The sequence below is a fragment of the Sphingomonas sp. Sph1(2015) genome, assembly GCF_001970915.1.
Classification (GTDB): Bacteria; Pseudomonadota; Alphaproteobacteria; order Sphingomonadales; family Sphingomonadaceae; genus Sphingomonas; species Sphingomonas parapaucimobilis.
In genome coordinates this window covers 47,331-70,753 of sequence record NZ_MQUI01000012.1, presented here as the reverse complement: position 1 = coordinate 70,753, position 23,423 = coordinate 47,331, and the positions used below count along the sequence as shown (strand labels likewise).

Below are 23,423 nucleotides of genomic sequence, written 5' to 3'. Positions count from 1 at the left end.
GCGTCCTGTCGGACGGCGGCTTCACGCCTTCAAGCATCACGGGGCGACCCTGGGGTCGCCGCCCGCAAATTACTTGATCTTGGCTTCCTTGAACTCGACATGCTTGCGCACGACCGGGTCGTACTTGTTGAAGCTCAGCTTCTCGGTCTTGGTGCGCGGGTTCTTCTTGGTGACGTAAAAGAAGCCGGTATCAGCCGAGCTGACGAGCTTGATCTTGACGGTGGTCGGCTTGGCCATGACCTGGTTCCTGTATGCGTGAAAAAGCGAAAGCGGCAGCCGGAGCCGCCGCTATATAAGGGCCGCCCATGGCCCATGCCCCCGCATGAGTCAAGCATTTCACCCCATTTAAGCCCCTCTTTACGGGCAACAGCCTATGGAAACGGTGCCACTTCCCGCTATCGGGGCGGGCATGAGAGGGATGACCATCAGGATGGAGCCGCGCGAATCACCCCATGCGGGCATCAGTCCCGCCGAGATTCGCGACCAGCTCTGTGCCCGAATCGCCGCGCTGGACGTGTCCGCCCCCTATGCGCGGGCGCGCGAGCTGATCGACGGGGTGGAGGCTATCCGCCGCATCGCCCATCGCCACGGGTTGGTCCCCGCCGTCACCGTCACCCATTTCATCGACCGCGCGCTGATGCGGCAGGATGTCCCCGCGCCCGTCCATGGCTGGTTCGCGATCCTGAACGATGCCGTCGCCAGCGAGCGGCAGGATTGGCAGGCCGCCAACGCCTTTGCCCAGACCTGTTCGGTCCGTCTGGCCGGCTGATGGATGCGTTGATGATCGTGCTGGTCGCCACGCTGCTGTCCCAGGCGGGCGGGCGGCTGAGCGGTTTTGCCGAAAGGCTGGCGGAACGGACGGACAGTGCCCTGCCGGTCCTGGCGGGTGTCATGCTGGCGCAGGGATTGCTGGCGGCGGTGGCGATTCGCATCGGCATGGTGCTGGGGCCGCAGGTGACACCGGAAACGCGCAGCCTGTTGCTGGCGGTCGCGCTGGTGCTGGTGGGCATCGGCATGACGGGGCGACTGCCGCGCGCGGGTTCGCCCTTCGGCTCGGTTCGCCTGGGGGTGTTCGGCACCGCCCTGCTGGGGGCGGGGACGATTCTGCTGATGGAATCGGGCCTTGTGCTGGTCGCGGTCGCCGCCGCACGCTCGCCCCTGCCCTGGGCGGCCTGGCCGGGCGCGATGCTGGGGATGCTCGGGGCGCTGATACCGGCGATCCTGCTGGGCGCGCGCGAGTGGCGACGGCTGGCCTGGCGACCGATCCGGATGACGGGCGGCACGATCATGATCCTGGTCGGCGTCGTCATCGCGCTTTCGGCCAAGGGATTGATCTAGGCGGTCGATCAGACAGCACAGGCTTTGTCCATGGACAGCGGGGGAGCCATTGGGCCATCGGATCGTTATCGCAACGATCCTCAAGTCAGCGGGAGCATGTCCATGTCCGATACCAACCCGGCACTCGATACGCCGACCGACCTCAACCGCAATGCCACCGCCAGCGTCGCCGACGCCCTGAACGGCGCGCTGGCCGATTGCTATGCGCTCTATCTGAAGACCAAGAACTTCCACTGGCACGTCTCCGGCCCGCATTTCCGCGACTATCACCTGATGCTCGACGATCAGGCCGCGCAGATCCTGGGCGTGACCGACGCCATTGCCGAGCGCGTCCGCAAGACCGGCAACGTCACGCTGCGCTCGATCGGCGACATCGCGCGCCGCCAGACCATCGTCGACAATGACCGCGAATTCGTGTCCGCCGCCGACATGCTGGTCGAACTGCGCGACGACAATCTGAAGCTCGTCGAGCGCTTCCGCGCGGTCAAGGATGCCGCCGAAGAGGCCAAGGACAATGCCACCAGCGGCATCGTCGACGAATGGACCGACCAGGCCGAGGAACGTGCCTGGTTCCTGTTCGAGGCTGGCCGCAAGGGCTGAACCGCCCCCAGGCTTTTCAGCAAAGAAGAGCCCCGGTGAAAGCCGGGGCTTTTTTGTCGAGCGCCGGATCGGCGGGGCGCGGCAAGATTTACCGTCGGTCAAGGAGCGCAACCGTAAGGCCGCGCCATGCGAAGCTCAGCCTACACCGTTCAGTTCCGGCCAGACATCAACCTGCTCGATACCGTCCTGCACGCGGTGCTGACGCTGCCGCAGGCCGAGGCATATATGAACGAGCGTCAGGCCGGCTATGCCGCGCACCGATTTGGTCCAGGGCATCTGATGCGGATGGACATGGGGAATTATCCCGCCCAATCGCGCGAGATCGTCGACTATATGGACCGGCGCGTCCGCGATTTTCCCGTTCCCGGCAGAATCGCCGTGGTCACGACCAGTTCGATCGCACGCCTGCAGGTCCAGAGAATGGTCTTTCCGCTGGATGGCAACCGTCGCATCTTCGACGATCGGGACACGGCGCTTGCCTGGCTTCTCGATCACGCTGCGGCCTGACCACAGGATGCTGCGGCCTGGCGACCGATCGCCCCGCCGTCGGGAAATGACGACAGTTCCCCCCTTTCGCTTCCCCCGCGATCCGTAACCGGAACACCAACCCTCCCCGCCAGTTAACCCCTTATCAGGTCAGGAGGATTACCCCATGCTCAAGCTCGCCATCACCTTCCTCGTCGTCGGACTGATCCTGGGGGCACTCGGTTTCGGCGGCATCGGCGGCGCGTTCGTCGGAATCGCCAAGATCCTGTTCTTCATCGCGATCGCGCTGTTCGTGATCTTCCTTGTGCTCGGGCTGGTCGCGGGCAAGTCGGTGAAGAACGCGATCGACTGATCCCCCTATGCGCGAATTCGCGGGGTTGCTCGATGCGCTGATCTATACACGCTCGCGCAACGCCAAGCTGAAGCTGGTCGCGGATTACCTTGCCGCCACGCCCGATCCCGACCGGGGTTGGGCGATGGCGGCACTGACGGGTGATCTCGACCTGCCCGGCGTCAAGCCCGCGCTGATCCGCGCTTTGATCGAACAGCGGGTCGATCCCGTGCTGTTCCGCATGAGCCGCGACTATGTCGGCGACACGGCCGAGACGGTCGCCCTGCTCTGGCCGGCGCCCGACCGGCCGGTCGATCCCGAACCTCTGTCGGTCAGCGACGTGGTCGAGCGGTTGCGGCACCTGTCGCGCTCCGACGCGCCTGCCGTGCTGGCCGACATGCTTGACCGGTCGACCGCCGAGGAACGGTTCGCGCTGCTCAAGATGGCGACGGGGGGCCTGCGCATCGGCCTGTCCGCACGGCTGGCCAAGACCGCTTTTGCGCAACATTTTGGGCTGGACGTCGAAGCGGTGGAAGAGGTCTGGCACGGCCTTTCCCCGCCCTATGCCGAACTGTTCGCCTGGGGTGAGGGTACGGGCGAACAGCCGACGCCCGCCGATGTGCCGGTCTTCCGCCCCTTCATGCTCGCGCATCCGCTGGAGGATTTGCGGGTCGACCTCAACGATTATGCCGCCGAATGGAAATGGGACGGCATCCGGGTGCAGATCGTCCATGTCGCAGGCCAGACCCGGCTCTACAGCCGGACTGGCGATGACGTGACCCACGCCTTTCCCGATGTCGCGCAGGCCTTTGACGCGGTGGGCACGGTCGATGGCGAGTTGCTGGTCAAGGGCGAGCATCAGGGCGGCGCGCTGGAGGATGGCGGGGGCGCGGCCAGCTTCAACGCGCTGCAACAAAGGCTGGGGCGCAAGACGGTATCGGCGAAGATGCTGGTCGATTACCCCGCCTTTGTCCGCCTCTACGACATATTGGTCGACGGGACCGAGGATCTCCGCCCCCTCCCCTGGACCGAACGGCGCCAGCGGCTGGAGGCCTTCGCCGCCAGGCTCGACCCCGAGCGGTTCGACGTCAGCGCGGTGATCGAGGCCGAGGATTTCACCGCGCTGGAGGCCCTGCGCGCCACCGCCCGCGATGCAGCGATCGAGGGGGTGATGCTCAAGCGCCGCGATTCGCCCTATAGCGGCGGGCGGCGCGTCGGCCTGTGGTACAAATGGAAGCGCGATCCGCTGACCGCCGATTGCGTGATGATGTACGCGCAGCGCGGCAATGGTCGCCGGTCGAGCTACTATAGCGACTATACCTTCGGCTGCTGGACCGAGGAGGGTGAGCTGCTGCCCGTCGGCAAGGCCTATTCAGGGATCACCGACGAGGAACTGCGCCAGCTCGACCGTTTCGTGCGCGCGCATACCGTCCAGCGCTTCGGCCCGGTTCGCGAGGTGGAAAAGACGCTGGTGCTGGAGATCGCATTCGATTCGATCCACGAATCGAAGCGGCATAAATCAGGGGTGGCGATGCGCTTCCCCCGGATCGCGCGCATCCGCACCGACAAGCCTGCCGAGGAGGCGGACCGGGTGGACACGCTGAAGCGCCTGGTGACATAGGCATCCTCCCCGGCACGGGGAGGGGGACCGCCGCGAAGCGGTGGTGGAGGGGGATCGCCGCCCAGGAATGCCCTATGAGCATCCCCCCCTCCGTCAGGCCTTCGGCCTGCCACCTCCCCTTGCAGGGGAGGAATGAACGCTTAGTCCCCTACGCGCTCGATATCGGCACCCACGGCGGACAGCTTTTCCTCCAGACGCTCGTAACCACGGTCGAGGTGGTACACACGGGCGACCGACGTTTCGCCCTCGGCGGCCAGGCCCGCCAGGATCAGGCTCATCGAGGCGCGCAGGTCGGTCGCCATCACCGGCGCGCCGGTCAGCTTCTCGACGCCCTTCACCATCGCGGTGCGGCCATGGACCTGGATATCCGCGCCCATGCGCGCCAGCTCGGGCACGTGCATGTAGCGGTTCTCGAAGATCGTCTCGGTCAGGGTGCTGGTGCCCTGCGCCTTGCACAGCATCGCCATGAACTGCGCCTGCATGTCGGTGGCGAAGCCCGGATAGGGCGCGGTCGACAGGGTCAGCGGCTGGAGCGGGCCATCGGCCTTCACCCGGATCGAATCACGGCCTTCCTCGACGGTCACGCCCGCCTCGACCAGCGCGGACAATGTGGCGCGCATATCGTCGGCACAGGCCCCGACCAGTTCCAGGTCGCCGCCGGTGATCGCGGCGGCGCAGGCATAGCTACCCGCCTCGATCCGGTCGGGCATCACCGAATAGGTCGCGCCGTGCAGCCGGTCGACACCCTCGATGGTCAGCGTCTCGGTGCCGACGCCGTCGATCCGCGCACCCATCGCGATCAGCAACCGGCAAAGGTCGACGATCTCCGGCTCGCGCGCGGCATTGCCCAGCACCGAGGTGCCCTTGGCGGTGACAGCCGCCATCAGCGCGTTCTCGGTCGCACCGACCGACACCACCGGGAAGGTGTAGCGCCCGCCCGACAGGCGGCCGCCCGGCGCGCTGGCCTTGACGTAACCGGCGGTCAGCTCGATTTCCGCGCCCAGCGCTTCCAGCGCCTTCAGGTGCAGGTCGATCGGGCGGTTGCCGATCGCGCAGCCGCCAGGCAGCGACACCCGCGCCTCGCCCATGCGCGCCAGGATGGGGCCGAGCACCAGGATCGACGCGCGCATCTTGCGCACGATGTCATAGGGGGCCTCGGTCGAGAAGAGCTGGCCCGCCCGGATCGTCATGACCCGGCCGAAATCCTCCGGGCGCGTGCCCTCGACCCGCGTCGACGCGCCGATCTGGTTCAGCAGATGGCCGAACCCGTCGACATCGGCCAGACGCGGCAGGTTGCGCAGCGTGACCGGTTCGTCGGTCAGGATCGCGCAAGGCATCAGGGTGAGCGCGGCGTTCTTCGCGCCCGAGATCTTCAGGCGGCCCGACAGCCGGTTGCCGCCGCGAATAAGGATACGGTCCATAGACCGGCCCTCCTAGCGGACGCACGCGCCACCGCCAAGGGTCCCGCCCTTCGCCGCCTGTCGAAAGGGATCGAAAAACCAAGAAAATGTCCGGTTGATCGATATTAATGCATGGTCGCACCCTTGGTGGCTAAGGCGTTCGTCCGCTCGGGGGATGAGGTGTCAGTGTCAAATTGCGGGCTTGCTGATCGCCTGGACAAATGGGTTTCCTTGACCCCGGCCGAGCGTGAGGCCTTGGCACGGCTGGAGGATCGGCCAAAGGCGATCCGGCGCGGTGCGGTATTGATGGAGGAACAGGCGCGCAGCGACGAGCTGTTCGTTGTGCAGCAGGGCATGTTGATGTGCTATGTCCTGCTCGACGATGGCAGCCGCCAGGTGGTGCGTTTCCTGTTTCCCGGCGACCTCTTCGCGCTGTCGGCGCTGGTCTATGGCCGCTCGCCCGATACGGTGGTGGCGGTGTCCAACGCGGTCGTCTGTCCCTTCGACCGGAGCCAGATCGCAGGACTGGCGACCGGGCATCCGCGCCTGTTCAGCCTGATCCTGGTGCTCAACCAGATCGAACGGGTCGTCACCACCGACCGGCTGGCGGGGCTGGGCCGCACCTCGGCGCGGGTGCGCGTCGCGACGCTGCTGCTGTCGCTGCGCGGCCAGATGCGCCAGGCGGGCATGGATGTCGGCACCTCCTTTGCGCTCGGCCTGACCCAGGAGGAGATGGGCGACGCGATCGGGCTGACCGCGGTCCACGTCAACCGGATGCTGCGCCAGCTGGAGGACGATGGGCTGATCAAGCGCGAGGGCGGTCGTGTCCACCTGCTCGACGAAGCGCGGCTCGTGCGCGAGGCGGACTATATCGACCGGTTCGAGGGGCTGGACCTCAGCTGGCTGCCGCCGGGGCGGTAATTCCATTCCTCCCCCTGCAAGGAGAGGAGTGTTCAGGGTCCGACCCATCTCTGCAATCGAGGGCGGACCTTCAGGAACCGGCGATAACCACGCTCCAGCAGCGCCAGCACCCAAGGCGAGCGCGCCGCCAGACCCAGCGGCCGCAGCAGCGGGATCGCCCGCCACATCGCGGCAAAGGCCGCCGCGCCCGACAGCATCCGCCCATCCTCCCGCGCATGAAAGCGCGCGAGCAGCGTGTCGCGGTCGATCGGGCACTGGTCCGGCCCCTCGCCGCCGATCGCGATAAAATCGATCCGCCCGCGCCGGTCCAGCCGCCGCATCACTGCGATCTCGCGGCGACACAGCGGACAGGCGGCATCATACCAGACGGTAACGGTCGTCATGCCCCTCTCTCCGGCAAGGGCGGCCCGATCACGACCGGGCCGCCTCCACCATCAGAAAAGATCCGCGGTCATCACCTTGTTCCAGACCTTCACGAAGTCGCGGACCATGCGGGGATGGCCGTCCTCGGCAGCATAGAATTCCGCGATGTTGCGCAGCTGCGAGTTGGCCCCGAAGACCAGGTCGTTGCGCGTCGCGGTGTAGCGCGTCTCACCGCTGTCCCGGTCGTCCAGCGTGAAGCGCAAGCCTGCTTCGTCCTGCTTGGTCCAGACATAGTCCATGCTGGTCAGTACCTGGAAGAAATCGTTGCTCAGCACGCCCACCCGGTCGGTGAACACGCCCGCCTCGCTCTCGTCCCAATTCGCGCCCAGCGCGCGTAGGCCGCCGGTCAGCACCACCCATTCGGGGGCGCTGAGCTTCAATAGGGCCGCCTTGTCGAGGAACAGTTCCTCCGGCGCGACACGGCCCGCCGTCACCTCGGCGAAGTTCTCATCGACATAGTTGCGGAAACCGTCGACCACCGGCTTCAACCATTCGAAGCTGTCGGCGTCGGTCAGTTCGTCGGTGGTGTCGCGACGCCCGGCGGTGAAGGGCACCTCCAGCGCGACACCCGCATCCGCCGCCGCCTTCTCCACGGCCGCGCAACCGCCCAGCACGATCAGGTCGGCTAGCGACACGCGCTTGCCGCTGCTCGCGCCGTCGTTGAACGCGCCCATGATCTCACGAAGCTTGGCAATGACGGGCACGGTGCGGCGATTGACCGCCCAGTCCTTTTGCGGGGCGAGCGCCAGCCGCGCGCCGTTTGCACCGCCGCGCTTGTCGCTGTCCCGGTACGTGACCGCCGCGGAAAAGGCGGTGAAGGCCAGGTCCGACACCGACAGGCCGCTGTCCAGGATCCGCTGCTTCAATTGCGCGATGTCGGCAGCGTCGATCAGCTCGTAATCGCGTTCGGGAATCGGGTCCTGCCAGAGCAGGTCGGGCTCGATCGTGACCTCGGGTCCGACATAGCGTTCGCGCGGCCCCATGTCGCGGTGCGTCAGCTTGTACCACGCCTTGGAGAATTGCTCGGTGAAATAGTCGAAGTCCTTGAGGAACCGCTCGCAGATCGGGCGATAGACGGGATCGACCTTCAGCGCGATGTCGCTGGTCATCATCATCAGCGCATGGCTCTTGCCCTCGATATGCGCGTCGGGGGTGCGCGGCGCGTCACCGCTGACCGGCGTCCATTGCAGCGCGCCCGCAGGACTCCGGGTCTGTTCCCATTCCAGCCCCAGCAGGTTTTCGAGATAGCTGTTGTCCCACTGGGTCGGGTTCTGGGTCCAGCTGCCCTCGATGCCGTTGGTCATCGTGAACTCGGCATTGCCGGTGCCTTCGGGATTGTGCCAGCCCAGCCCCATCTCCTCGATCGCGGCGATCTCGGGCGGTGCGCCGATCCGGTCGGCCTTCACCATGCCGTGGCTCTTGCCGAAAGCGTGGCCACCCGCGATCAGCGCCACCGTCTCCTCGTCGTTCATCGCCATCCGGGTGAAGGTGATGCGGATGTCGCGTGCCGAGGCCATCGGATCACCGCTGGCATAGGGGCCTTCGGGGTTCACATAGATGAGCGATTGGTGCGAGGCGGCGAGCGGCTGCTCCAGATCGTAATCGGCGTCACCATTCTGGCCGCGCCAGCGCTTGTCGCGGTTGACCATCTCGTCGAAGCTGTCGACCTTGGTCATGTCGAAGACTTCGGGACCCCAATAGGTCGCGTCGTCGGCCTCCCACGCATCCTCGCGCCCGCCGCCGAAACCATAGGTCGGCAGCCCCATGATCTCGAGCGAGCAATTGCCGGTCAGGACGATCAGGTCCGCCCAGGACAGCGCGGCGCCATATTTCTGCTTGATCGGCCAGAGCAGGCGGCGCGACTTGTCGACATTGCCATTGTCCCACCAGCTGTTGATCGGTGCGAAACGCTGCATCGCCTCGCCCGCGCCGCCGCGCCCGTCGGCGATGCGATAGCTGCCCGCCGAGTGCCACGACATGCGGATCATCTGCGGCCCGTAATTGCCATAGTCGGACGGCCACCACGCGACCGAGCTGGTCAGGAAGCGCTTGATCTCGGCCTTCAGCGCATCGAGGTCGATCTTGGCGAATTCGGCGCGATAGTCGAAATCCTCCCCCAGCGGATTGGCGCGGGGGCCATGGCGGTGCAGCTGCTCGACCCGCAGGCGGTTGGGATACCATTCGGCCAGCGTCGGCGGCGTGGTGAAGGCGCCGCCGATCCGGTCGCCGCCAAAGGGGCACTTGCCTTCGAGTACCGTCTTATAGTCTTCCATGCCGCAAGCTCTCCGGGTTCGTCTGGTAAAAAGGCTGGGCGCACAAAGACCTGGCGAGCCACAGGCCCACCGGCACGCCCATCGGGCGGGATCATGTCGCGTCTGTCATGGACATAGGCGGCGTGAGGTCTTCCCCTGAGCGGAAGGAACCGCCGCTCGTCATGCCCCACAACGTCGGGCATCCCCGGTCGATCCTTGACCAGACCACCCCGCACCCAAAAAATTTAGCATGGATCAGCGTCGATACTTGGCGCGATCGGGGGGCGGTTCACCGATGAGACGGATCGATCCCCGGCCCCGGGGCGTATCGTCGGATTGCGCGTGATGCGGTGAATCATGAGGGAACGGGATATGGCCGGATCGGCGGCGATCATCGGCGCAGGGATAGCGGGCCTGGCCTGCGCCTCACGCCTGGCCGAGGCGGGATGGCAGGTCACGCTGTTCGACAAGGGACGCGGACCCGGCGGCCGCATGGCGAGCAAGGTGGTGACGGCGCAGGGTCTGCGCTTCGCCTTCGATTATGGCGCGCAATATCTGACCGCGCGGGACCCGGCCTTTATCGCGCAGGTCATGGATTGGGAACGGCTGGGTGTGGTCGCGCGGTGGCCCGCCATGGATGACGATGCCTGGGTCGGGGTGCCGGGGACGAATGCGCCCGTCGCGCATATGGCGGCGGCGCTCGACGTTCGCTGGTCGATGCATATCCGCGCGTTGCGCCGCGATGCGGACGGATGGCGGCTGCTCCATGACGAGATGACCGAGGGGCCGTTCGATGTGGCGATACTGGCGCTCCCCGCCGAGCAGACGGCCGGCCTTGCCGCACCGATCGATCCGGCGCTGGCCGAACTGGCGCGCGCGCATCCCTCCGACCCGTGCTGGACCGTGCTGCTGGGGTTCGACACCGGCTTCTCGGCACCGGATATCCTGTCCGCCGCCGACCCCATCGACTGGGCCGCACGCAATAGCGCCAAGCCGGGACGCGAGGGCGGCGAGGCCTGGACCATCCATGCCACGGCCGACTGGTCGCGGCGCCATGTCGAAAGCGACCGCACGTCCGTTACCGCCTCGCTGCTGCGCGCGCTGGAGGAACGGGTCGGCACATTGCCCGTGCCGGTCCATGCGACCGCGCACCGCTGGCGTTACGCGCGCTCGGGCAAGGCGGGTGCCGGGGCCTATCATCAGGCCGAGACGCGGCTGGCGGCCTGTGGCGACTGGCTGATCGCCCCACGGGTGGAGAGCGCGTGGCTGTCCGGGCGGCAGGCGGCGGATCTGGTGATGGCCTGATCCTCTCCGTGCCGGAGAGGAGTGAAGAAGACTTACGCCTTCTCCAGCGTACACTGAAGCGGATGCTGGTTGGCGCGGGCGAAGTCGATCACCTGCGCCACCTTGGTTTCGGCGACCTCATAGGAAAACACGCCGCACACCCCCACGCCCCGCTGGTGGACGTGCAGCATCACGCGGGTCGCATCGTCCATGCTCATCCGGAAGAAACGCTGAAGGCACAGCACGACGAATTCCATCGGCGTGTAATCGTCGTTCAGCATCAGCACGCGGTACGGCGTCGGCTGCTTGGTGCGCGTGCGGGTCCGCGTCGCGACGCCCAGGCCGGTGCCCTCGTCATCGCCATGATCGGGGCCTTGCCCGGGACCATTGCCGGCCATTCCCAGAGGATGGGTGAGGGTGTCGCTGTTCTGGGCCATGGGCATAAAATATGGCATGGCGGGGGGTGCGCACAAGCCCTTGGGGACAGGGTCGATCGTATAAATCGGTACGTCCGGGCGGGAATGTCCCACATCCTTCTTTCTCTGCAGGACAGGGCGAGGCCACCCTTCCCTCGCCCCTCTCTGAGGGGAGAGGGTTAGCAAAACAATCCGAATGGCAATTGCCCCTGGAGTCGAAAACGATCAACTCTGCTCACCCCTCCCCTTCAGGGGAGGGGCCGGGGGTGGGGCGCTTGCGCAAGCGAAACGCCCATGGCGATGCCCCACCCCAACTCCTCCCCTTCAGGGGAGGGGCTAAAACCGTGCAATGCTGATCGCTTTCAACTCTAATGGAAATCCCGTGATCGCGGCAGCAGGCGGACATCGCGGGGATGGACGCCACGCGGTGCCGGAGCCCCACGCGGATCGTGCGAGCGGGTGGCGGCGACGGGCACGTCCTCCAGCCGGGTCAGCATCGCGCTGCGATCCTCGACGCCAGCGGTCATCAGATGGACCACACCCTCCTCGCTGCGCTGGACGACGCCATGGATCAGTATCAGTCGCGAGGCCATCACCGCGCGCCGGTTCGCCTCGAAATCGCGCGCCCATAGCAGCGCGTTGACGATGCCCGTCTCGTCCTCGATCGTGACGAAGATCGCATTGCCCTTGCCCGGCCGCTGGCGGACCAGCACCACCCCCGCCACCTTGGCCCGCCGCCCATCGGCCAGATGGTGGAGGTCGGCGGCGCAGAGCACCCCCTCCCCCGCCAGTTCGCGGCGCAGGAACGCCATGGGATGGCCCTTCAGCGACAGTCGCATCGCCCGGTAATCGGCGCTGACCTGTTCGGCCAGCGGCATGGGCGGCAGCGCGACAGCGGGTTCGGCGGCCATTTCGGGGGCCGCCATCGCGGCGAACAGCGGCAGTTGCGCCGACTTCATCCGCCGCGCCTCCCACTGCCCCTCGCGCCGTCCGCTGCCCAGCGAGCGATAGGCATCGGCCTGCGCCAGCAGGTCGAGCGCACGGCGCGGCAGCTGCGCCCGGATCGCGACCGACTCGATGGTCTCATAGGGGGCGTGATCCGCAATGTCCGTGCCCCAGGCCTCACGAAAACTATCGACCTGCCGAAAGCCCAGGCGCAGCGCGAACCGGCCATCCTCTCGCCGCTCCAGCCGATTGTCCCAGCCGCTGGCATTCACATCGACCGGCCGCACCTCGACCTTGCCGTTCTCGCGCGCGTCGCGGACCAGCTGGGCGGGCGCATAGAATCCCATGGGCTGCGCATTCAGCAGCGCGCAGGTGAAGATCGCGGGCTGGTGGCATTTCAGCCAGGCCGAAACATAGACCAGCCGCGCGAAGGACAGCGCATGGCTTTCGGGAAAGCCGTAAGAGCCGAACCCCTCGATCTGCTTGAAACAGCGTTCGGCGAATTCGGGATCATAGCCGCGCGCCACCATGCCGCCGACCATCTTCTGCTGGAAATTATCCATCCCCCCGACCTTGCGGAACGTCGCCATGGCGCGGCGAAGCTGGTTGGCCTCGTCGGGAGTGAACCTGGCGGCGGTGATGGCCAGCTTCATCGCCTGTTCCTGGAACAGCGGTACGCCGTACGTCTTGCCGAGCAGGGTGCGCAGTTCGTCCGCCGGGCCGTGATCGGGATGCGGCGAGGGATAGGTCACTGCCTCCTTTTGCGCCCGCCGCCGCAGATAGGGATGGACCATGTCGCCCTCGATCGGTCCCGGCCGGACGATCGCGACCTGCACGACCAGGTCGTAGAATTCGCGTGGCTTCAGCCGGGGCAGCATGTTGATCTGCGCGCGGCTTTCCACCTGGAACACGCCGATGCTGTCGCCCCGTTGCAGCATCTTGTAGACGGCCGGGTCCTCGTCCTGCGCCAGCGTGTCGAGGTCGGGACGCGGCAGCCCGTTCACCGCCATCAGGTCGAACGCCTTGCGGATGCAGGTCAGCATCCCCAGCGCCAATATGTCGACCTTCATGATCTTCAGTTCGTCGATATCGTCCTTGTCCCATTCGATGAAGGTCCGCCCCTCCATCGCGCCGTTATGGATCGGCACCGTCTCGTCCAGCCTTCCCTGGGTCAGCACGAAGCCGCCGACATGCTGCGACAGATGCCGCGGTGCGCCGAGCAGCCGGTCGACCAGCGTGCGCAGCCGGGCGATCTCGGGATTGTCGGGCGAGAAGCCGGTTTCGTGGAACCGCTTCTCCTCGAACTGCCTGGAAAAGCTGCCCCAGACGGTGCTGGTCAGCCTTTGCGTCACATCCTCGCTCAGCCCCAGTGCGCGGCCGACTTCGCGCACCGTACTGCGCGGGCGGTAATGGATGACGGTGGCGGCGATGGCGGCGCGGTGGCGACCATAGCGGTCATAGATATACTGGATCACCTCCTCGCGCCGCTCATGCTCGAAATCGATGTCGATATCGGGCGGCTCGCGCCGTTCCTCCGATACGAAGCGCGAGAACAACAGGTCATATCGGACCGGATCGACCGAGGTGACGCCCAGGACCCAGCAGACTGCCGAATTGGCCGCCGATCCGCGCCCCTGGCAGAGAATGGGCGGCTTCCGTGTCCGCGCGAAACGGACGATATCGTGTACGGTCAGGAAATAATGCGCATAGCCGCACCGGCGGATGAGCGCGAGTTCCTCGTCCAGCAGCGCGCGCAGCTTGGCGGCCACGCCATTCGGATAGCGCTCCGCGGCTTCGCGCCGGACCAGTTCCTCCAGCCAGTCCTGTGCATCCCACCCTCGCGGGATCGGCTCGTCGGGATATTGATAGGAGATGTGATCCAGCCGGAAGGCGATCCGGTCGAGGATCGCCCTGCTCTGCGCCACCGCGTCCGGCCGGTCGGCGAACAGGCGCGCCATCTCGGCACCGGGTTTCAGATGCCGCTCGGCATTGGCCGCCAGCCGCCGCCCCCCGGTACGGACGGTCAGCCCTTCGCGGATGCAGGTCAGTACATCCTGTACCGGACGGTCGGCGGGTGAGGCGGACAGCGCATCGGTGGTGGCGAGCAGGGGGATGCCCCGCGCCCCGGCCAGCGCGGCATGGGTCATCAGCCGCCGCCGGTCCGCCCCCGATCGTGGCATGGTCACGCCCAGCCAGACCCGCCCCGGCGCCACTGCCACCAGCCGGTCGAGCGTCGCCGCCAGCCCCGGATCGGCGCGCCTCGGGGGCAGCATCGCGTCCGTCATCGGCTCGCAGGGCCGTGCGCTCGACTGGGGGAGCGCGATCAGCAGCAGATCCTCGGCATGACGGGTCAGGTCGCCCAGCCCCAGGATGCAGCCGCCCTTGCGTGCGCGCTTGTTGCCCGTCGTGAGCAACCGGGTCAGCCGCCCCCAGCCCGTCCGGTCGACCGGATAGGCGACGATGTCCGGCGTCCCATCGGCAAAGACCAGGCGCGCGCCGACGACCAGTTCGAACGGCGGCATCCGGTCGCCCAGCTTCTCGCGGATTTCCCGCAGCGCCCGGTGTGCCCGCACCACCCCCGCCACCGTGTTGCGGTCGGCAATGCCGATTCCGTCCAGCCCCAGCAGGATCGCCTGCCGGACCATCGCTTCCGCCGAACTTGCACCGTCGAGGAAGGAATAATGCGTTGCCGCGACCAGTTCGGCGAAGTCCGTCACTTACCCTTATCCTCCCCTGCAAGGGGAGGGGGACCATGCGCAGCATGGTGGAGGGGGCGTGCGGCAAGGGACGTCCCCAGCGGCGCGCCCCCTCCGTCAGCGCTCCGCGCTGCCACCTCCCCGTGCCGGGGAGGATCGTGGCGATATCCCCTCACGCGAACAGCCCGTGGACATACCAGCGCGGCCGCTCGGTCTCGCTGTACAGACCATGGCGGAAGATCCAGAAGCGCCGCCCGCGCACATCCTCGACCCGGTAATAGTCGCGCGTCGGCGGGGCCATGTCGGCGCGGCGCCACCATTCGCCCGCGATCCGCTCCGGCCCCTCGGCGCGCGCCACGTCATGCATTTTCCGCCGCCAGCGAAACCGCGCCGGGGGGCCATCCGGCGTTTCGGCGGCGAGCGACTCGATCGGCTGGGGCGGATCGAACAGGTGAATCGGACGCAGGGGCGGCTCCCCCGGCTCGGGCCGGGTCCATTCGGCCTTGGGCGCGGGATCGGTCGCGGGCAGGAGCAGTTCGGCCTGTTCGGGCATATGGCTGTCGCGTGGATGGATCCGTCGCACCCGCTCGCGCCCCAGGCGTGTGCCCAGCCGGTCGATCAGCGCCGCCACCGCCTCCGACTTGGCCTCGCCGCCCTCCAGCCGAAGCTGCACCGCGTCCAGCTTTTCGGCGAGCCCCACATCCAGCCGGATCAGGTCGTATCCAAAACCGGGGTCGAGCGGATCGGCCAGCGCCTCGATCCGCTCGCGGAACAGCCGGAGCAGCACGGCGGGATCGCGGGTCGGCTGCCCCGTCTCGACCCGCAGATGCTGCACCTCGCCATCCGAACGGAACAGCCGCGCGTCCCAGCGTCGCCCGCCCTCGTGCCGCTCCTCCAGCGCGCGTGCCGCTTCCCCCGTCAGTTCCTCCAGCACGCCCAGCATATGCTCGGTCCGCGCCACCGGCTCGGCAAAGCGCCGCTCCACGCCGATCGGCGCAGCCACGACGCGCGGGGTCAACGGGCTGTCCTCCTCCCCGGTCAGCCGCCGGAGCGCGGTCGCCGCCTCCCGCCCGAAGCGCGCCGCGATCGTCGCCATCGGCCGCGCCAGCACCTCGCCGACCGATTTCAATCCCGCCGCGATCAACGCCGCGCTGGCATCCTCGTCCAGTTCCAGCGCGGCGACGGGCAGGCGGCGGATCGCTCCCATCTCGTCGGGCGCCGGTGCCCCCGCATGGCGCGCCAACGCCCGCGCCGCCTCTGGCGTGTCGGCATAGGCCAGCCGCACGGTCAGGCCCCGCCGCGCCATCCGCGTCTCGATATCCTCGGCCAGCCCGCGCTCGCCGCCGAACAGATGATCCGCGCCGCCCGAATCGAGCACCAGCCCCTGCGGCGGGTCGAGCGCCACCGCCGGGCTATAGCGCCGCACGCCCTCGGCCAATCTCTCCAGCCAGTCGGCATCGGCGGCAGGATCGTGCGGGTAAATCTCGACCTCGGGCACCCGCGCGCGCGCATCGGCCAGCGTCAACCCGACCGACAGCCCGGCCGCGGCCGCCGGGGCGTTGAGGGCGGCGAGGCGAATCGCGCCGCCGACCGATTCGGCAAAGGCGATCGGCGCCTCATCCCGCGCCACGAACAGGTGCGGGCGGCGCGCCCGCAACCGCTCGATCGGCAACCAGGGGAAGACGAGCGCCAGATAGCGGCGCGGGATCGAAGCTTTGCGTGTCACGGTTCCACTCCACGCGCCACCGGGCGCCCGCAGGCCCTCCCCTTCGGCGCAGCAATTCCAGATCATAGGCCGGTACTCCCGGCGCGTCGGCCGCCAGCGCCCGCGAGGGGGCCGACGCGACCGACCAGCGGGTCGCCGCTGCGCTGGGCACGACCTGCCCCCCGACGCGCAGCACCAGCATCAGCACGCCCGAGGCTTCCGCCGCCAGCATCAGCCGCCGCGACGCGGTCAGGTCCAGCCCGCGCATCACCCCCCAGCCCTCTGCGATCACCGTGCCCAGCCCCGGACAGCGCGCGCTATCGGCGGCCGCGCGCAACAGCGCGGCATCATCGGCGACCACCACCACGACCAGATCGGCGGGATCGAGCCCCATCGCCACCAGCCCCGGCCCATGGAGTCGCCCGCCCTGCCGCTCGGCCGCCTCGGTGCGCAGCCACAGGATCGGCCGCGCCCCCACCGTCAGCGCACAGCCCAGCGCCAGCCCCGCGCCGCTTGCCGCCTCTTCCAACGAAAGCGCATGGATTTCATGGAGTTGTGCAACGGCCAGCCGCAGCTCGAAGCCCCGCCCCGACTCCACCCCGCCATCCGTACCTTCCGCCACCAAAGCGGCGGCGCGGCGCAGACGGTCGATCAGGGCGAAGGGCTCCTCCATATATGTTCTTGTAATGTTCTATGATCGGAGTCGCCAGCCGTAAAAAAATTGAAAAAAGTGCTTGCCGGATTCGAAACCCACATCTAATAGCCCGCCTCACCCCAGCCGGTCAGCCGGTTCGGAACGCCAGAGCGGGCGTAGCTCAGGGGTAGAGCACAACCTTGCCAAGGTTGGGGTCGAGGGTTCGAATCCCTTCGCCCGCTCCAGCGATCTCTCAGGCGAGATCGCTCGGGTCGTCAGACGATCCAATCTTTCCGCACGAACGATATTCGCTATTTCACACGAATTAGCCATGTGTCGAAAGGCCCCGGCATTCTACCGAGGCCTTTGCCCGATCTTCAGAGGGGGCGGCTTTCCAACAAGGTGCCTTCCCAGAACATCAGCTTGTCCAGCAAGCGGCGTTCGATGAAGGAATCGGGAACCCGAACCGGATCGGCCATGACATCCCCGCCCGCCCCATGGCGAAAATCGGCGATCAGTCGGTCGCGCACCTGCTGAAAATCGGTTTTCTCTCGTTCTTCCTGTCGCGCCTGATCGCAGGCTCGCCAGAAGGCGGGATAATCATGACGGCCATCGGCACCGTAAGGCCGCCCGAGATATTGCGCTCCGACACGTCCATTGCGCACCCAATCGCGATGGCGCGCCGCCCGGCTGGCCAATCGATCCCAGATATGGATTTCGTCGCGGGGCCGGGCAAAGGTCGCAATCTTGCTGGCTGCCGAGCTATATTGGCGCCGCTGCCCCCTCGAAATCGGCAGCCTGTCCGCCCAATGGGGGATATCCACGCACGGGTCGAACGCATCCGCTGCATGGATCGTCATGATAGCTGCCGCCACACCCGCACGGTCCCAGGCGACGAACTGGGTCAATAGAAACGTCGACAGGAACTGGCGGGCGTCATTCGCTTCCACCTGGCCTGAAAAGACCGCCAGCCAATGCGTGTCGGGATGACGGCCTTGATCGACTCGCTGCTCCCTGGGGCAACACCAGCGGCGGACATCCTGCTCCGCTCTGGCCAGCAACATCCTGCGAATATCTTGTGGAAATGGCATGTCGTTCCTCCCGTTCCAGGCGTTAGGAGGAGGGCCAAAGCATCGAACATCCGGGAAGATTCAGGATTGTCTATATTGTCGGAAACAAGAGGATGCATCCGCCCCGCCCAGTCCGACGACGCGGCCGCCATCGCGGCGATCATCCTGCCGGTGATCCGGGCGGGTGAGACCTATGCGCTCGACCCGGCGATGTCGGAGGACGCGGCGCTCGCTTACTGGTTCGGCGACGACAAAACGGTCTTCGTATTCGAGGAGGACGGCGCCATCCTGGGCACCTATTATCTGCGCGCCAATCAGGCGGGCGGCGGCCGCCATGTCGCCAATGCGGGGTACATGACCGGCCCCGCCGCACGCGGGCGAGGGGTGGCGCGGGCGATGGCCGTGCATTCCTTCGACGAAGCCCGTGCGCGGGGCTTTGCCGCGATGCAGTTCAACTTCGTGGTCGCCAGCAACGCGGCCGCCGTGCATCTGTGGACGGCGCTGGGCTTTGCGACGGTCGGACGGGTGCCGGGGGCGTTCCGGCACCCGCGCCTGGGGCCGGTCGATGCCTTGGTGATGCACCGACCGCTATAGTCACTCCGCCCGCGCGACCTGAAAGCCCGCAAAGGACTGGCTGACCGGCATCAGTTCCAGCCGGTTGATGTTCAGGTGCGGTGGCAGCTCGGCGACCCAGAGCAGGGTCGCGGCGATGTCGTCCGCCGTCATCGGGTCCGAGCCCGCATAGAGCGCGTCCGACGCCGCCTGGTCGCCGCCGGTGCGGATGGTGGTGAACTCGGTCTCGACCATGCCCGGCTCGATCGAGGTGACGCGCACCCCCTTGCCGTGCAGGTCGGCGCGCAGGTTCAGCGAGAATTGCTTCACGAACGCCTTGGTCCCGCCATAGACGTTGCCGCCGGTATAGGGATAGTTCGCCGCGACCGAGGACAGGTTGATGATCCCCCCGCGCCGCGCGATCAGGCCGGGCAGCAGCCGGTGGGTGATGGTGATGAGGCCGTCGATATTGGTCGCGATCATCGTGCGCCACTGGGCCAGATCGCTGTCCTGGGCGGGCTTGGTGCCGAGCGCGAGGCCGGCATTGTTGATGAGCAGGTCGATCGCGGCGAAATCCTCCGGCAAACCGCCCAGCGCGGCGTCGAGCGCCTCCTCATCGGTGATGTCGAAGGCCAGCGGGTGGAACGCATCGCCCAGTTCGTCGGCCAGCGCCTGGAGCCGGTCGGCGCGACGGCCCGTACCGATCACCCGCCACCCCGCCGCGACAAAGGCCCGCGCGGTGCCCGCCCCGATCCCGGCGGTCGCGCCCGTCACCAGAACTGTCTTCGTCATCCGTCCAACTCCCTCTCAAGCGGTTCGCCTGCTGGTATCCGGCGGGGCCGGACATGGCAAAGCGCGCGCGGTGCACAAGGCGGCAAGACCGGCCTCTGTTCCCACCACTTACCCAAGTGATAGAAATACCGGGCTTTTCCCGGATGGCCGGGATGCCCGGATGGCGGCATGATCGGCACCGGGAGAGGACAGGCATGGACTATCGATCAGGCCAGCCGCGACGAATCGCCGGGGACCATTGGCGTGGCCCCTTCCCTCGCGCACAGGGCGGGTTGTGCGATTTCCGGCCCGTGCTGACCGGGGCACCGACCAAGGCGGATGGCTCCGCGACGGTCCGCGCCGTCTATCCCAGCCCGGAGGACGAGGCGGTGGACAGCTGGGTCCGGGTCCGTTGGTAGCGCCACGGTTGCGGGGGCCGGATCGCCCTCCCACATAGGCGGGGCGGCCGGTCTGGGGTCGCTTCAGCCAGGACTTTCCATGCCCCGCCGCCTTCGTATCGATTTCGTCTCCGACATTTCCTGCCCCTGGTGCATCATCGGGCTGCGCGGGCTCGAGATCGCGCTGGAGCGATTGGGCGATACGGTCGAGGCGGATATCCATTTCCAGCCCTTCGAGCTGAACCCCGCCATGGCGCCCGAGGGCGAGAATATCGTCGAGCATATCGGCCGCAAATATGGCGCGACGCCCGAACAGTCCGCCGCCAACCGCGCCACTATCCGCGAGCGGGCGGCCTCAGTCGGCTTCACCATGGCGATGGGCGACGATGCGCGCATCTATAACAGCTTCGACGCGCACCGGCTGCTCCATTGGGCGGAGATCGGAGGGCAGCAGGCGGCGCTGAAGCACGCGTTGTTCGACAGCTATTTCACGCGGGGCGAGGATATCTCCAGCCATGACGTGCTGATCGCCGCCGTTACCCGCGCCGGGCTGGATGCCGACGAAGCCGCCGCAATCCTGTCGTCCGACCACTACACCGCCGAAGTGCGCGAGGCGGAGCGGCTGTGGCAGGGGCGCGGCATCCAGTCGGTGCCCGCCATCGTGATCGACAATCGCTATCTCATCTCGGGCGGACAGCCGCCCGAATCCTTCGAGCAGGCGCTGCGCCAGATCGCCGCCGAACCTGCTGCTGCCTGATTTCACGGAAAGGACAGTCCCCATGGCCGACACCCGCCCCGACACCCGTTATGCCAAGACCGAGGAAGCGCTCGCGAAGCTGACCCCCGAGCAATATTATGTGACGCAGGAAAGCGGCACCGAGCGCCCCGGCACCGGCGAATATCTCCACACTCGCGAGCCGGGCCTGTATGTCGACATCGTCTCGGGCGAGCCGCTGTTCGCATCGGCCGACAAGTTCGATTCGCATTGCGGCTGGCCCAGCTTCACCCGGCCGATCGAACCCGCCCATGTCAACGAGCTGCGCGACACCACGCACGGCATGGTCCGCACCGAAGTCCGCTCGGCGCATGGCGACAGCCATCTGGGCCATGTCTTCCCCGACGGCCCGCGCGATCGTGGGGGTTTGCGCTACTGCATCAACTCGGCCTCGCTGCGCTTCGTGCCCCTGGGGGATATGGAAGCGCAAGGCTATGGCGATTACGTGGATCAGGTCCGCGCGGCCGAGCAGGGCTGAGTAATTCCTCCCCGGTACGGGGAGGTGGCAGGCTGAAAGCCTGACGGAGGGGGGCTTCCACAAGCGACTCGCTTAGTGGCACGCCCCCTCCACCACCGCTTCGCGGCGGTCCCCCTCCCCGTGCCGGGGAGGATTGACGTTTACGGCACCTTTTGCCCGTCCGATCGTTTGGCTTCCGCAACGATAAGGTTCGGGAAAGAGGGGCGATGCTGACGACGATGATCTGGACGCCGCTGCTGATGGCGGCCCCCCTGGCGCCCCAGCAGACCACCGATCCCGTGCCGACCGCCGCGCGTGTCACCCCCGATGCCGCCGCCGGGGATACGCAGCGTACGCCCACCCGCCGCCGCCCGGTTCGCCCTTCCGACAGCGCACCCTCGGCGATCACCGCCGACACCCGGCGCACGCCGCCGCCGGGGATCATCGGCGACTGGCACGATATCCGCACCCGGCTGAACGAACGCGGCATCACCGTCACCGCGCGCTATGCCTCCGAAAGCGCCGCCAACGTCACGGGCGGTCGCAAGACTCTGTTCCGCGAGACGGGGCAGTTCGACGCGGGCGCGCTGTTCGATCTGGAAAAGGTAATGGGGCTGAAAGGCGGCGCGTTTCAGGCCACGCTGACCTATCGTCGCGGTCGCAACCTCAGCGACGATGCGAATCTGGGCACGCTGCAACAGGTGCAGGAGGTCTATGGGCGCGGCCAGACGCTGCGCCTGACCCAGTTCTGGTACGAACAACGGATCGGCGATCGCTTCGAGCTGAAGCTGGGCCGCACCAATCCGGGCGAGGATTTCGCGATTTTCTCGTGCCACTTCATGAACCTCAGCTTCTGCGGTGCGCAGCCCGGCAATCTGGTCGGCGACTATTGGCAGAACTGGCCGGTCAGCCAGTGGGGGGCGCGGCTGCGCTACGAACCGCGCGACGATCTGTACGTCCAAGGCGCGGTCTATGAGATCAATCCGCGTAACCTCGACAATGATTTCTTCATCGGCCACTTCAAGGGCGCAACCGGCGTGCTGGTCCCCGCCGAGGTGGGCTGGATTCGTAACGCGACCGCCGGGCGGATCGGATCGTACAAGCTCGGCGGCTGGATCGCGACGGCGGATGCGCCTGACGTCTTCCTCGATATCAATCGCCGTCCGATCGCGATCACCGGACTGGCCCCGCTGGAACGCAGCAGCCGCTACGGCGTCTATATCAACATCCAGCAGCAGCTGACCGGCGAAACCAAGGACGGCAAGGCGGAGAACGGCCTCAGCGTCTTCCTGAACGCGACCCAGGCCGACCGCGCGACCAGCGTGACCGACAATCAGGTCGCGGCGGGCCTGTTCTACAAGGGGCTGGTCCCCGCCGTGCCCGGCGACGTGCTGGGCTTCGGCGTGGCGCGGACCCATGTGAACAACCGGGTTGCCGATGGCCAGCGACTCGATCCGACCCGGCCCGCCGTGCAGGGCTCCGAATATGCCGCCGAAGTCTATTACAGCATCCACCCCGCCGAATGGCTGGAGATGCGGCCCAACGTCCAGTTCGTCCACCATCCCGGCGGCTATGCGCAGGCCGATGACGTCACCATATTGGGGCTGAAGGCCGCCTTCACCCTGTAAGCCTGAGAATTCACGACCCGTTCAATAGGCGGTGCGCAAGGACAGGCGTGCCCAAAGGAGTGATTTGATGATCCGTTCGATGATGGCGTCCGCCCTGCTGGCGCCGACCGCCATGGCGATGGTCGCCGCCCCCGTGCCCGCCTTCGCGCAAGGCACCGGCGATCTGGCGGCGGTGCAGCGTCACCTGCAATCGGTGCAGACCATGACCGCCGACTTCACCCAGACCGACCGGGCGGGCAAGGTGCTGACCGGCACGCTGACCATGAAGAAACCGGGCAAGATCCGGTTTCAGTATGAAAAGGGCGTGCCCCTGCTGATCGTCGCCGATGGCGGCGCGCTGACCTTCATCGATTATTCGGTCAAGCAGGTGCAGCGCTGGCCGATCAAGAACTCGCCGCTGGGCGTGCTGCTCGATCCTTCCCGTGACATCGGCCGCTATGCCAAGGTTGTGCCTAGCGCCGACCCGCGCCTGCTCTCGGTCGAGGCGAACGATCCCAAGCATCCCGAGTACGGCAAGATCACTCTGGTCTTCGCGCGTGACGCCGCCGCGCCGGGCGGGTTGATGATGCAGGGCTGGGTCGCGCTCGACAGCCAGAACAACCGGACGACGATTCGCCTGTCCAACCAGCGATTCGGGGTGCCGGTCGACGACAAGGCGTTCCGATTCAACGACCCACGGAGGACCCCGACCCGTAACTGAACGCTGGCGGGCCGTTTCAT

The 23,423-nt window shown here is 67.1% G+C and carries 23 protein-coding genes and 1 tRNA gene; 14 read left to right on the top strand and 10 right to left on the bottom strand.

The window, feature by feature from the left end; all coding sequences use genetic code 11:
* Positions 1–69: 69 nt before the first annotated feature.
* The gene (gene rpmG / locus BSZ14_RS07345) at positions 70–237 is read right to left on the bottom strand and encodes a 50S ribosomal protein L33 (RefSeq protein WP_007407030.1); all 168 of its coding nucleotides are present in this window, start codon (positions 235–237) and stop codon (positions 70–72) included.
* A 181-nt stretch (positions 238–418) separates the two neighbouring features.
* On the opposite strand from rpmG, the gene BSZ14_RS07340 reads away from it, so the two are divergent.
* The 6 genes from BSZ14_RS07340 (at position 419) to BSZ14_RS07315 (ending at position 4,376) form a co-directional block, all read left to right on the top strand.
* Positions 419–769, top strand: a complete 351-nt coding sequence (locus BSZ14_RS07340; protein WP_241823678.1) for a hypothetical protein — start codon at positions 419–421, stop codon at positions 767–769.
* Positions 769–1,338 (top strand): hypothetical protein, encoded by a 570-nt coding sequence (locus tag BSZ14_RS07335; RefSeq protein WP_076710416.1) that lies wholly within the window; start codon positions 769–771, stop codon positions 1,336–1,338. The genes BSZ14_RS07340 and BSZ14_RS07335 overlap by 1 nt, the downstream gene beginning before the upstream one ends.
* 102 nt (positions 1,339–1,440) lie before the next feature.
* A complete protein-coding gene (locus tag BSZ14_RS07330; RefSeq protein WP_415413566.1) occupies positions 1,441–1,938 on the top strand; it encodes a Dps family protein in 498 nt (165 codons plus the stop codon).
* A gap of 126 nt (positions 1,939–2,064) precedes the next feature.
* On the top strand, positions 2,065–2,445 hold the full coding sequence (locus BSZ14_RS07325; RefSeq protein WP_042486805.1) for an STAS/SEC14 domain-containing protein: 381 nt from the start codon (positions 2,065–2,067) through the stop codon (positions 2,443–2,445).
* A 145-nt stretch (positions 2,446–2,590) separates the two neighbouring features.
* A complete protein-coding gene (locus tag BSZ14_RS07320; RefSeq protein WP_007407044.1) occupies positions 2,591–2,776 on the top strand; it encodes a DUF1328 domain-containing protein in 186 nt (61 codons plus the stop codon).
* 7 nt (positions 2,777–2,783) lie between these two features.
* Positions 2,784–4,376: a cisplatin damage response ATP-dependent DNA ligase gene (locus BSZ14_RS07315; protein ID WP_076710414.1), complete on the top strand. Its 1,593-nt coding sequence runs from the start codon at positions 2,784–2,786 to the stop codon at positions 4,374–4,376.
* Positions 4,377–4,516: 140 nt separating this feature from the next.
* On the opposite strand, the gene murA is transcribed toward BSZ14_RS07315, so the two are convergent.
* Positions 4,517–5,797: a UDP-N-acetylglucosamine 1-carboxyvinyltransferase gene (murA, locus tag BSZ14_RS07310; protein ID WP_076710413.1), complete on the bottom strand. Its 1,281-nt coding sequence runs from the start codon at positions 5,795–5,797 to the stop codon at positions 4,517–4,519.
* 210 nt (positions 5,798–6,007) lie between these two features.
* Here murA and BSZ14_RS07305 point away from each other — a divergent pair, with 210 nt between their 5' ends.
* Positions 6,008–6,697, top strand: coding sequence for a Crp/Fnr family transcriptional regulator (locus tag BSZ14_RS07305; RefSeq protein WP_241823677.1), 690 nt, complete (start codon positions 6,008–6,010; stop codon positions 6,695–6,697).
* Positions 6,698–6,729: 32 nt separating this feature from the next.
* Here BSZ14_RS07305 and BSZ14_RS07300 read toward each other — a convergent pair whose 3' ends face one another.
* Both BSZ14_RS07300 and katG read right to left on the bottom strand, forming a co-directional pair.
* Entirely contained in the window at positions 6,730–7,080 is a 351-nt protein-coding gene (locus BSZ14_RS07300) for a thiol-disulfide oxidoreductase DCC family protein (RefSeq protein ID WP_076710412.1), read from the bottom strand.
* A 51-nt stretch (positions 7,081–7,131) separates the two neighbouring features.
* On the bottom strand, positions 7,132–9,393 hold the full coding sequence (gene katG / locus BSZ14_RS07295) for a catalase/peroxidase HPI (RefSeq protein WP_076710411.1): 2,262 nt from the start codon (positions 9,391–9,393) through the stop codon (positions 7,132–7,134).
* A 336-nt stretch (positions 9,394–9,729) separates the two neighbouring features.
* Here katG and BSZ14_RS07290 point away from each other — a divergent pair, with 336 nt between their 5' ends.
* Positions 9,730–10,677, top strand: coding sequence for an NAD(P)/FAD-dependent oxidoreductase (locus BSZ14_RS07290; RefSeq protein ID WP_241823676.1), 948 nt, complete (start codon positions 9,730–9,732; stop codon positions 10,675–10,677).
* A gap of 32 nt (positions 10,678–10,709) precedes the next feature.
* Here BSZ14_RS07290 and clpS read toward each other — a convergent pair whose 3' ends face one another.
* The 4 genes from clpS to BSZ14_RS07270 form a co-directional block, all read right to left on the bottom strand.
* Positions 10,710–11,054 carry an ATP-dependent Clp protease adapter ClpS gene (gene clpS / locus BSZ14_RS07285; protein ID WP_076710429.1) on the bottom strand — a complete coding sequence of 115 codons (345 nt, stop codon included), beginning with the start codon at positions 11,052–11,054 and terminating at the stop codon, positions 10,710–10,712.
* A 386-nt stretch (positions 11,055–11,440) separates the two neighbouring features.
* The gene (locus tag BSZ14_RS07280; protein ID WP_076710409.1) at positions 11,441–14,734 is read right to left on the bottom strand and encodes an error-prone DNA polymerase; all 3,294 of its coding nucleotides are present in this window, start codon (positions 14,732–14,734) and stop codon (positions 11,441–11,443) included.
* Positions 14,735–14,885: 151 nt separating this feature from the next.
* Complete coding sequence (locus BSZ14_RS07275) at positions 14,886–16,439, bottom strand: Y-family DNA polymerase (protein ID WP_241823675.1); 1,554 nt, start codon at positions 16,437–16,439, stop codon at positions 14,886–14,888.
* On the bottom strand, positions 16,330–17,091 hold the full coding sequence (locus tag BSZ14_RS07270) for an ImuA family protein (protein WP_076710408.1): 762 nt from the start codon (positions 17,089–17,091) through the stop codon (positions 16,330–16,332). The genes BSZ14_RS07275 and BSZ14_RS07270 overlap by 110 nt, the downstream gene beginning before the upstream one ends.
* A gap of 131 nt (positions 17,092–17,222) precedes the next feature.
* Here BSZ14_RS07270 and BSZ14_RS07265 point away from each other — a divergent pair.
* Positions 17,223–17,297, top strand: a tRNA-Gly gene (locus tag BSZ14_RS07265).
* A gap of 132 nt (positions 17,298–17,429) precedes the next feature.
* Here BSZ14_RS07265 and BSZ14_RS07260 read toward each other — a convergent pair.
* Entirely contained in the window at positions 17,430–18,116 is a 687-nt protein-coding gene (locus BSZ14_RS07260) for a hypothetical protein (protein WP_139330355.1), read from the bottom strand.
* Between the two features lie 102 nt (positions 18,117–18,218).
* On the opposite strand from BSZ14_RS07260, the gene BSZ14_RS07255 reads away from it, so the two are divergent.
* Positions 18,219–18,716 (top strand): GNAT family N-acetyltransferase, encoded by a 498-nt coding sequence (locus BSZ14_RS07255; RefSeq protein WP_198930468.1) that lies wholly within the window; start codon positions 18,219–18,221, stop codon positions 18,714–18,716.
* On the opposite strand, the gene BSZ14_RS07250 is transcribed toward BSZ14_RS07255, so the two are convergent.
* A complete protein-coding gene (locus BSZ14_RS07250) occupies positions 18,717–19,466 on the bottom strand; it encodes an SDR family NAD(P)-dependent oxidoreductase (protein ID WP_076710406.1) in 750 nt (249 codons plus the stop codon).
* A 477-nt stretch (positions 19,467–19,943) separates the two neighbouring features.
* Between BSZ14_RS07250 and BSZ14_RS07245 the strand changes: the two genes are divergently transcribed.
* From BSZ14_RS07245 to BSZ14_RS07230, 4 genes are all read left to right on the top strand, one after another.
* Positions 19,944–20,600 (top strand): DsbA family oxidoreductase, encoded by a 657-nt coding sequence (locus tag BSZ14_RS07245; protein ID WP_076710405.1) that lies wholly within the window; start codon positions 19,944–19,946, stop codon positions 20,598–20,600.
* A gap of 22 nt (positions 20,601–20,622) precedes the next feature.
* A complete protein-coding gene (gene msrB, locus BSZ14_RS07240) occupies positions 20,623–21,096 on the top strand; it encodes a peptide-methionine (R)-S-oxide reductase MsrB (RefSeq protein WP_076710404.1) in 474 nt (157 codons plus the stop codon).
* Positions 21,097–21,302: 206 nt separating this feature from the next.
* Complete coding sequence (locus BSZ14_RS07235) at positions 21,303–22,703, top strand: carbohydrate porin (RefSeq protein WP_076710403.1); 1,401 nt, start codon at positions 21,303–21,305, stop codon at positions 22,701–22,703.
* A gap of 67 nt (positions 22,704–22,770) precedes the next feature.
* The gene (locus BSZ14_RS07230; RefSeq protein ID WP_409660298.1) at positions 22,771–23,403 is read left to right on the top strand and encodes a LolA family protein; all 633 of its coding nucleotides are present in this window, start codon (positions 22,771–22,773) and stop codon (positions 23,401–23,403) included.
* Positions 23,404–23,423 lie beyond the last annotated feature (20 nt).